At 66.6% G+C, this 9,826-nt stretch carries 11 protein-coding genes; all 11 read left to right on the top strand.

Annotated features, from left to right (window positions below):
- Positions 1-32: 32 nt before the first annotated feature.
- Positions 33-485 carry a 30S ribosomal protein S6 gene (gene rpsF / locus V5A19_RS12985; RefSeq protein WP_443081459.1) on the top strand — a complete coding sequence of 151 codons (453 nt, stop codon included), beginning with the start codon at positions 33-35 and terminating at the stop codon, positions 483-485.
- A 22-nt stretch (positions 486-507) separates the two neighbouring features.
- The gene (priB, locus tag V5A19_RS12980) at positions 508-858 is read left to right on the top strand and encodes a primosomal replication protein N (protein ID WP_332319636.1); all 351 of its coding nucleotides are present in this window, start codon (positions 508-510) and stop codon (positions 856-858) included.
- Between the two features lie 21 nt (positions 859-879).
- Complete coding sequence (gene rpsR, locus V5A19_RS12975; protein WP_332319637.1) at positions 880-1,101, top strand: 30S ribosomal protein S18; 222 nt, start codon at positions 880-882, stop codon at positions 1,099-1,101.
- A gap of 7 nt (positions 1,102-1,108) precedes the next feature.
- A complete protein-coding gene (locus V5A19_RS12970) occupies positions 1,109-2,044 on the top strand; it encodes a DUF2232 domain-containing protein (RefSeq protein ID WP_332319638.1) in 936 nt (311 codons plus the stop codon).
- Between the two features lie 64 nt (positions 2,045-2,108).
- Positions 2,109-2,555 (top strand): 50S ribosomal protein L9, encoded by a 447-nt coding sequence (rplI, locus tag V5A19_RS12965; RefSeq protein ID WP_332319639.1) that lies wholly within the window; start codon positions 2,109-2,111, stop codon positions 2,553-2,555.
- A 270-nt stretch (positions 2,556-2,825) separates the two neighbouring features.
- Positions 2,826-4,187 (top strand): replicative DNA helicase, encoded by a 1,362-nt coding sequence (dnaB, locus tag V5A19_RS12960; protein WP_332319640.1) that lies wholly within the window; start codon positions 2,826-2,828, stop codon positions 4,185-4,187.
- 22 nt (positions 4,188-4,209) lie between these two features.
- A complete protein-coding gene (alr, locus tag V5A19_RS12955) occupies positions 4,210-5,298 on the top strand; it encodes an alanine racemase (protein WP_332319641.1) in 1,089 nt (362 codons plus the stop codon).
- The gene (locus tag V5A19_RS12950) at positions 5,295-6,068 is read left to right on the top strand and encodes an MlaE family ABC transporter permease (protein ID WP_332319642.1); all 774 of its coding nucleotides are present in this window, start codon (positions 5,295-5,297) and stop codon (positions 6,066-6,068) included. The genes alr and V5A19_RS12950 overlap by 4 nt, the downstream gene beginning before the upstream one ends.
- Position 6,069: 1 nt before the next feature.
- A complete protein-coding gene (locus V5A19_RS12945; protein WP_332319643.1) occupies positions 6,070-6,834 on the top strand; it encodes an ABC transporter ATP-binding protein in 765 nt (254 codons plus the stop codon).
- A gap of 9 nt (positions 6,835-6,843) precedes the next feature.
- A complete protein-coding gene (locus tag V5A19_RS12940) occupies positions 6,844-8,376 on the top strand; it encodes an MlaD family protein (protein ID WP_332319644.1) in 1,533 nt (510 codons plus the stop codon).
- 9 nt (positions 8,377-8,385) lie between these two features.
- Positions 8,386-9,750 (top strand): DNA repair protein RadA, encoded by a 1,365-nt coding sequence (gene radA / locus V5A19_RS12935; protein ID WP_332319645.1) that lies wholly within the window; start codon positions 8,386-8,388, stop codon positions 9,748-9,750.
- Positions 9,751-9,826 lie beyond the last annotated feature (76 nt).

Raw genomic sequence — 9,826 nt, 5'->3', positions numbered from 1 at the left:
GGCGTGGCTGCAACCCGAAAGGAGCGGAAATCGTGAACCATTACGAGATCCTGTTCATCGTCCATCCCGATCAGAGCGAGCAGGTCCCGCCGCTGGTGGAGAAGTACAAGGAGGTGCTGACCAAAAGCGGCGGCACCATCCACCGCGAGGAAGACTGGGGCCGCCGCAAGCTCGCCTTCCCCATCAACAAGATGCACAAGGGCCACTACGTCCTGATCAACGCCGAGTGCGACCCGGCTGAGGTGGACGAGCTGGTCGATGCCTTCCGCTTCAACGACGCCATCCTGCGGAACATGGTCGTGCGCCAGGAAGAAGCCCCCACCGACGCGAGCCCCATCGCCAAGGAGCTCAAGCAGAAGGAGAAGGGCGAGCGCCGGGAAGGCGGCGGCCGGGAGAAGCCCGAGGAAAAGGCCGCGGAGGAGGTCCCCGAGGAGATGAATGCCGAAGGCGCCGGGCCGGAGGAGACCGCCTCGGAAGAGACTTGAGCCGCGCGCGAGGCAGGCGTCCGTGTCCGATCCCCTTAATCGGGTGACCCTGGAAGGGGAGGTTCATGCCGGCTTGGACGAGCGCTGGACCCCCGCCGGCCTGCCCATCGCCCGCTTCCCCTTGGAGCACTGGTCGCGCGTCAGCGTGGCCGGGCTTGAGCGCACCGTCGCTTGCCGCATCACCGTGGTCGCCCTGGGCGAAGACCTCGCGGCCCGGGCCAAGGCCTTGCCCGCGGGTGGGCATTGCCGGGTGGAAGGCGTCCTGGCCCAGCGTGTGCGGCGCCGGCAGGGCGAGGAGACCGTTTTCGGCCGACTGGAGCTCCACGCCGAAAGCCTTGCCCCGGTGGCTCCGCCGCAAGCGACTAGCGAATAACCGACGAGCAGGAGAACTGCCATGAAGCCCACGTTCCGTCGCCGCAAGGTCTGCCGCTTCTGTGCGGAAGGCGTCGATCACATCGATTACAAGGACGTCCGTACCCTGGAGAGCAACATCACGGATACGGGCAAGATCGTCCCCAGCCGGATTACCGGTACCTGCAGCCGCCACCAACGGATGCTTTCCAAGGCCATCAAGCGGGGCCGGATGGCCGCGCTTCTGCCGTTCACCGTCCGTTAACCACGGCGTGCAGGCCCTCGTCCGGGTCATCCTCCAGGGTCGGCTGCCGGCGGCGCTGATCGCCGCGGCGGTATTCCTGGTAAGCGTTTTCCTTCCGATTCTGGGCGGGGTCCTGCTGCTGGTGGCCGCCGTGCCAGCAGCGGTGATCGGCTGGCACATGGGCGCCCGGGCTGTGCTCGAGGTGGGGCTGATCGCGGCCCTGGTTATCGGATTGGCCACCCAACAGGTGATGGCCCCCTTGCTCTGGCTGGTCGCCCTCTGGGCACCGGTGGCGCTGGGCGCCCTCATCCTGCGCGGGGGACCCTATTTCCCCTGGCTCGCCTTGGGCTCCGGCGGTCTGGCCCTGATCGGCCTCGCCGGATGGGTCGTCTCGGTCGGTGCCGATCCCGGCTCCCTGGTCCAAAGCTGGGTTACCGAGATCCTCCGCGGCTGGATCCAGAGCCAGGATCTCCCGCAGGAGGAGGCCCAGCAAGCCATCCGGGACCTCGAGGCTCGGGTCGTGCCCAGCCTGGCGCAGTTCCTGCCAGGCATCATCGCCTCGGGCGTGATCCTCGCCTGGTGGGTCAACCTGATGACGGGCCTTCGGCTGGCGGCCACGGCCGGTCCGATGCCGGACCTGGCCCCCGTTCTGCGGGCGTTTCGCCTGCCCGATACCGCGGTGTGGGTGACCATCGCCCTGGGACTGGTGGCTTGGCTGGGGGCGGCCAGCCCGGGCGGCTACTGGGCGGCCAACGGCCTGGTGGTGGCCTCGCTGCTGTTTTTGGCCCAGGGGCTGGCGGTGGTTCACGCCGCCCGCCTGGCCTTTGGCATCGGCAGGGGCTGGCTGGTGGTTTTCTACATACTGTTGGCCCTGTTCGTTCAGCTCATGCTGGCTGTGGCCCTTCTGGGCCTGGCCGATGTCTGGGCCGACTTCCGCAATAGGCTGAAAAGCGGCGAAGGGTGAGCCGGGGGCGGAAGGCGCCACAGCGCCACCCTTTGCGTCTAACGGGATACTCAAGGAGTCTGTTATGGAGGTGATCCTTCTGGAGAAGGTGGAGAAACTGGGCAACCTGGGGGACTTGGTCAACGTCCGCCGCGGATTCGCCCGCAACTACCTGCTGCCCAAGGAGAAGGCGCTGCAGGCCACCGAATCCAACAAGAAGCGGTTCGAGGCCCAGCGCAAGGCCTACGAGGCCCGTCAGGCCGAGCTCCTGCATTACTACCGGGACCTCGGCGCCCGCATGGAGGGCACCACCGTCCAGCTGGATCGGCGGGTGGCCGAGGCCGGCCGGTTGTTCGGCTCGGTTGCCAACGCCGATATCGCCGATGCCCTGGAGGAGCAGGGCTTCGAGGTGGAGCGGGGCAGCATCCTCCTGCCCCACGGACCCATCAAGGAGGTCGGCGACCACGAGGTCCAGGTCCGCCTTCACCCCGATGTTATTGTTACCATCACGGTGTCGGTGGCGGGAATTTAGGCATTCCTCCTCGACGCGGAGGCCATGGACCTAGTCTTCCTCCGGCTCGTCGGTCCTTTGCCGCCCCGGTTGGCTCGGCCGGGGCGGCTTGTCAACGGCGGCTCGGTTTGGAGTCGGTGTGGCGCAGGATGGGAGCCCGTCTGCGCGGTATGGTGGACCAAGGGTGCCTGCTGAAGCGCCCCCGATGCTTTTTGGCATGGGCGTAACGGGGAATCGGTGGCCGCTGGGCGCGCCCCCGATGCCTTTTGGGATCGGCGTAACGGGGAATCGGTGCAAGGAACCACGGAGCTGAAGGTCCCGCCCCATTCAGTCGAGGCCGAGCAATCGGTCCTCGGCGGGCTTTTGCTGGACGAAAACGCCTGGGACCGGGTGGCCGACTTGGTTCAGAAGGGGGATTTCTACCGGCACGACCACCAGGTTATCTTCGACGCCGTGGGTCAGCTGGTGGACCAGAATCGGCCGCCGGACATCGTTACCGTCAGCGAGATCCTCGAGCGCCAGGGTATGCTCGAGGAGGCGGGGGGAACGGCCTACCTGGCTACCCTGGCCAACAATACGCCTACCACCGCCAATATTACCCATTACGCCCAGGCGGTGCGGGAGCGTGCCGTCCTGCGCGGGCTGATCGAAGCGGCCGGGGAGATTTCCGAAAGCGCCTTCCACCCCGGTGAGAATTCGGTCGGCCAAGTGCTGGACCAGGCCGAGCAGCGCATCTTCCAGATCGCCGACCAGTCCAGCCAGCGCCGCGGCGGCTTCGCCCCACTGCGGGAGCTGCTGCGCGAGAGCGTCGAGCGCCTCGACGAGCTGTTCCAGCGCGACGATCCCATTACCGGCCTTCCCACCGGCTTCGAAGACCTCGACGACAAGACCTCCGGGCTGCAGGCTTCGGACCTTATCGTTATCGCCGGTCGTCCCAGCATGGGGAAGACCTCCTTCGTCCTGAACATGGCCGAGAACATCTGTGTCTCCCAGCGCTCCCCGGTGGCCATTTTCAGCCTGGAGATGCCCCGGGAGCAGCTCACCATGCGCCTGCTGGCCTCCCGGGCGCGCATCGATGCCCACAAGATGCGCAATGGCAACCTCCACGACGACGACTGGCCCAAGCTGACCAAGGCGGTGGGCGAGCTTTCTGAAGCGCCCCTGTTCATCGACGACACCCCGGGTCTCGGCCCCATCGAAATGCGCGCCCGCTGTCGGCGGCTCAAGCGGGAGCACGGCCTGGGCCTGGTGGTGGTCGACTACCTGCAGCTCATGCAGGGCTCGGCTACCGCCGAGAATCGGGTCAACGAGATCTCCGAGATTTCCCGCTCGCTCAAGGCCCTCGCGCGCGAGCTGGACGTCCCAGTGATCGCCCTCTCCCAGCTCAACCGCAGCCTGGAGCAGCGCAGCGACAAGCGGCCCATGATGTCCGATCTGAGGGAATCGGGTGCCATCGAGCAGGACGCGGACGTCATCATGTTCATCTACCGGGACGAGGTCTATCACCCGGACAACCCCGAAAGCACCGGCGTGGCCGAGCTGATAATCGGCAAGCAGCGCAACGGGCCAACGGGTGTGGTCCGCCTGACCTTCCTGGGCGAATATACCCGGTTCGAGAACTATGCCGGTCCGGAAATGGCAGGGGAGTTCTAGCATGGCCGCGGAGCCTTAAACCGTGGCCCGGCCTTCTCGCGTCCGCCTGTTTGCCGATGCCCTGGAGCAGAACCTAGGGGTCGTCCGACGTCACGCCCCCAACTCCCGGGTTATGGCGGTAGTCAAGGCGGATGCTTACGGCCACGGTCTGGAGTGGGTGGCCGGGGTCCTGGAATCCGCCGGGGCCGACGCCTTCGGCGTGGCATGCATCGAGGAAGGTGTGCGACTGCGCGAGGCCGGGATTCGGGCCCCGGTCTTCATCTTGGAGGGCTTCTTCCGGGACGACGAGCTCAGCGCCGCCGAGTCCTTGGAGCTGGGCCTGGTCCTCCACCGCAGTGACCAGGTGGAGCGGGTGCTGGCCTGGAAGGGGACCGGGCCGCCCCTCCGCTGCTTCCTCAAGGTGGATACCGGCATGCATCGGCTGGGTCTTGAACCGGAGACAGCCGCGGCATGGGGGGCGCGTTTAGCCGCGGCCCCAGGATTGCGCTGGGAGGGGCTGTTCTCCCACATGGCCCGCGCCGACACCCCCGAAGACCCCTACAACCGGGGCCAGGTGGAGGTCCTGGAGGCCACCGCCGCCCAGCTGCCCGAGCGGCCGGCGCTGTCTCTGGCCAATTCCGGAGCCCTCCTGGAAATGCCCGAGTCCCGAATGGACTGGGTCCGTCCGGGACTCATGCTGTATGGGGCCTCGCCTTTCCCCGAGCGCGATGGCGCGGATCTGGGCCTGAAGCAGGTGCTGCGCCTGGAATCGGAGATCATCACCGTCCGGCGGTTGGAGCCTGGGGACTGGATCGGCTACGGGACCGGTTTCCAGGCCGACCGAATCATGCGTGTCGGCGTTGTGCCCCTAGGCTACGGCGACGGCTATCCCCGTCACCTGGAAACCGGCACTCCGGTCCGGGTGGCCGGCCGGCCCTCCCGGACTCTGGGCCGAGTTTGCATGGACATGGTTTTCGTGGACCTGGAGCCGATGCCGGAGGCCCGAGAGGGCAGCCCGGTGGAGCTTCTGGGCCCCGAGGTTCCGGCGGAGGTCCTGGCCCGGGCGGCCGGAACCATCCCCTACGAGATCCTATGCGGACTGCGAATGCGCCTTCAGCGCCTAGCCCGATGATCGGCAGGGCCTTCGGTCAAATCGGTGCCTTCACCATGGCCTTCTTCGGCCGCTGGGGGGCGGCGGTTTTTCTCCTGCTGCGTACCCTCCGCAGTACCCTCGGTCGACCCTTTTATCTGGGCAACCTGTTCTACCAGGTGGAGTTCATCGGCATCCGCTCGCTGCCGGTGGTCCTCCTTACTTCTATCTTCACCGGCATGGTGCTGGCCCTCCAGATCTTTTCCGGCTTCGAGCGTTTCGGGGCGGAGAGCATGACGGGGACGGTGGTGGGCTATTCCATCGTCCGCGAGTTGGGCCCGGTTCTGGTAGGTCTGATGGTAGCGGGCCGAGCCGGAGCCGCCATGGCCGCCGAACTGGGCACCATGCGCGTCACCCAGCAGATCGACGCCCTCTACGCCCTGTCCGCCGATCCGGTCCGCTACCTTATCGTGCCTCGCTTCTGGGCCGGCGTTATCGCATTGCCCCTGCTTGTGGTCATCGGGGATTTCATCGGCATCTGGGGCGGTTACGTGGTCAGCGTGGGCATGCTCGGCGCGAATCCCGTGGTCTACTGGGACAATACCTTCGATTTCATGGAGCTGTGGGATGTCTTCTCCGGCCTGATCAAGGCAACGGCGTTCGGCGCCATTATCGCCTTCGTGGCCAGCTTCCAGGGTTATACCACGTCCGGCGGCGCGCGCGGGGTGGGGCGGGCCACCACCAGCGCCGTGGTGAGCGCCGCTACCCTTATCCTGGCCGCCAACTACTTAATCACCTACCTGGTGGTCTGAGATGGCAGACGAACGGCTCCTGGAAGTGCACGGTCTCAGAAAGGCCTTTGGCGACAATGTGGTCTGGGAGGAAGGCAACCTGGACCTGGCTCCCGGCGAGACCCACGCCGTCATCGGGGGTAGCGGTACGGGCAAGTCGGTCCTGCTCAAGTGCGTCCTTGGCCTACTGGACCCGGACAGTGGCTCTATTCGCTACCGCGACCAAGAGCTGGTGGGGATGGCCCAGGGGGAACGTGCTCGGATGACCCGGGACATGGGGATGCTATTCCAGGACGCCGCGCTGTTCGACAGCATGACCGTCGGCGCCAATGTGGGCTTCGAACTGGAGCAGATGAATCTCATGCCACCCAAGGAAATCCGGGAACGGGTAACGGAGGTGCTGGGCTGGGTAGGATTGCCCGGTATCGAAGACCGGGACCCGGCCCAGCTCTCCGGCGGCATGCGCAAACGGGTTGGACTGGCCCGGGCACTGGCCAGCGGTCCCAATCTCATGCTCTACGATGAGCCCACCACCGGACTCGACCCCATCACCAGCGATGTCATCAACGAGCTCATCATATATCTTCAGGAGAAGACCCACACCTCGGGACTGGTCATCACGCACGATATGGACAGTGCCTACAAGATTGCCGGCCGGATCAGTATGCTTTACCAGGGTCGGCTCGTTTTTACGGGTACCCCCGAAGAGATCCGGACCACTGATCATCCAGTGGTCTCCCAGTTCGTCCACGGCCGGGCCCACGGCCCCATCACGGAAGGCGCCTGAGGCAGGGACATGCTCGCAACCGAACAGAAGGTAGGCCTGTTCGTCGTCGCCACCCTGGTGCTGTTCGGCATAGGCACCTTCCTGGTAGGCGACGTGCGCTTTTTCGGGGACGGCGATCGGATCCCCTACAAGGCGCGCATAGCGGACGTGAAGGGCCTTAGGGAAAAGGCCTCCGTGCGGATGGCGGGGGTCGCGGTGGGCGAGGTGGGCGACATTCGTCTGGCCGGAGGCGAGGCCGTTGTAGGGCTGCGCATCAAGGACGACGTCCGCCTGCCCGAATCAACGGTGGCCTCAGTCGGGGGCACCGGGCTGGTGGGCGAGAAATACATTACCCTGAGCTACGACCCCGGGGCCGAGGGCCGCCTGGAGCCCGGCTCCACCATCCCTGAGGGGGAAAAGGCCCAGGACATGGACGACGTGATGCGCAAATTCGGCCAAGTCGGCGAGGACGTCCGGGAGGTTACCGCCACCCTGAGGGAGGTTCTGGGCGGCAAGGAAGGCCAGGCCAAGCTGGAGCGCATCTTCGACAATGTTGACCGGCTCTCCAGCGACCTGAAGGGAATGGCCGCGCAGAATCGGGAAGGGCTGCGCAAGGTGGTGGCCAACCTGGAAACGATCACTTCCAGCCTCAAGCAGGACCTGCCCCCCATGGTTGCCAATTTCCGGGAGACCGCGAAGGGAGCCAACGAGGCCATCGCGGCCAACCGCGACCAGCTCGACCAACTGGTGGCCAAATTAAGCCGGACCGCCGACAACCTCGCCGAGATCACCGGCAACATCCGCGAAGGCAAGGGCACCATCGGCCGGCTCTACAAGGAGGAGCAGGTCTACGACAATCTGGCCGGCATCTCCGACAACCTCAACCGGATCACGGGCCGAATTCAAAACGGCGAGGGTGCCCTGGGCAAGCTGGTTAGCGACGACGAGGTGGGTCGGGACTTGGAGAAGGCCGTATCGGGGGTGGGCGAGGCCGCCGGGCGTCTCCAGCGCATGCAGACCGCGGTCTCTATGAATACCCGCTATCTTACCCAGCAGGAGGCGGCCAAATCGGGGCTCAGCATCCGGCTACAGACCCGGCCGACCCGCTACTACCTTCTGGGGGCGACCTCCGACGGCCTGGCGACCAAGGCCGCGGACGCCCAGCCGGGCGATGACTTCTTCGACGAGAAGGACGAATTCGGCAACGAGCTCAAGTTCACCTTCATGTTCGGCCGTTCCTGGCCCAACTACGGGGTGTCCGGGCGCATCGGCCTGAAGCAGTCCACCGGGGGGCTAGGCATGACCTATCACCCATTTCGGTCGCTGGAGCTGTCCGCCGATCTGTGGGACTTCGGCGGCGGCAACGGCGGCGCCGATTTCGACGGCCCCCAGTCGCGGTTCCTCGCCCGTTACAGCTTCATGGACGATCACCTTTACGTCCAGGGTGGGGTCCACAACACCTTCTCGGACGAGTACCGCTCGCCCTTTGTCGGGGCCGGGCTACGCTTCTTTGATGAGGACCTGAAGTTCCTCATGGGCTCGGTTCCCACCGGCGGTTTGTAGGGCGGGGTCATGGCCAAAAAGCCCAAGACCGTCTTCGCCTGCACCGAGTGCGGCGGCCAGCAGGCCAAGTGGTTCGGCCGCTGTCCCGACTGCGGCGCCTGGGACAGCCTGGTGGAGGAGGCCCCGGCCAGCGAGGAGGGCGCCAAGCCCCTGGGCGGTGGCCTCCACGGCGGCCGTCCCACCCCCCTTCCGGAGATCCGCCCGGGTGGCGAGGCGCGCATTGCCACCGGCATTGACGAGCTCGATCGGGCCCTGGGCGGCGGCCTGGTCCCCGGGGCCGCCGTCCTTATCGGCGGCGAGCCCGGCGTCGGCAAGTCCACCCTCCAGCTGCAGACGGCCGCCGGCCTGGCCTCCGATCGTCGGATCCTCTACATCACCGGGGAGGAATCCTCGGCCCAGGTAGCCGAGCGCGCCGGCCGCCTGGGCCTTCATGATCGGCCCCTGCAGATCCTGGCGGAGACCGACCTGGACACCGTGCTGGCCCGCATGCAGGACCAGGACAGCCAGCTGGCGGTGGTGGACTCGGTGCAGACAGTGGCCGACGGCTCGCTGGCGTCGGCGCCGGGGTCGGTGGCCCAGGTGCGGGAGTGCGCCGCCCGGTTGGTGCGCTACGCCAAGCAGACCGGAACGGTGCTGTGCCTGGTGGGTCACGTCACCAAGGAAGGCGCCTTGGCCGGGCCGCGCGTCCTGGAGCACATGGTGGACACCGTGCTCTATTTCGAGGGCGAGCAGGGCGGCCAGTACCGGCTGGTGCGCGCCATCAAGAACCGCTTCGGCTCGGTGAACGAGCTAGGGGTGTTCCAGATGACCGGGGCCGGTCTGGAGCCGGTGGCCAACCCCTCGGCACTGTTCCTCTCCGAGCACGAGGCGCCGGTCCCCGGGGCCGCCGTGGTGGCCAGTCAGGAGGGTACTCGGCCCCTGCTGGTAGAGCTCCAGGCCCTGGTGGCCGAGAGCCCCCTCGCTCAGCCCCGTCGGGTGGCCATCGGCGTGGAGCGCGACCGGCTCTCCCTGCTGATGGCGGTCCTTTACCGCCACGCCGGGGTGGCGCTGTTCGACCAGGACGTGTTCATCAATGTGGTGGGGGGCGTGGACCTGTCCGAGCCGGCCGCCGACCTGGCCGTGGCCGCCGCCCTGGTGTCCAGCCTGCGCTCCCGGGCCCTGCCGGAGCGAACCATCATCCTCGGCGAGGTGGGCCTCGCCGGCGAGGTGCGGGCCGTGGGCCGCATCGAGGACCGTCTCAAGGAGGCCGCCAAGCTCGGATTCCAGCGTGCCGTGATCCCTGCCGGCGGTGCAGACGGTCTGGATGGCATCGGATTGACTCTCCACCCGGTGCGGCGAATCGAGCATGCTCTGGAAGTGCTGCTAGACGGCTGACGGTAGTGTTCAGTGTTCAGTGTTCAGCGTTCAGCGTTCAGCGTTCAGCGTTCAGCGTTCAGCGTTCAGCGTTCAG

The organism is Thiohalorhabdus sp. (genome assembly GCF_036628635.1).
Lineage (GTDB): Bacteria > Pseudomonadota > Gammaproteobacteria > Thiohalorhabdales > Thiohalorhabdaceae > Thiohalorhabdus.
Note: the sequence above shows the minus strand (reverse complement) of the source record. Positions and strands in the feature narration are given on the sequence as shown.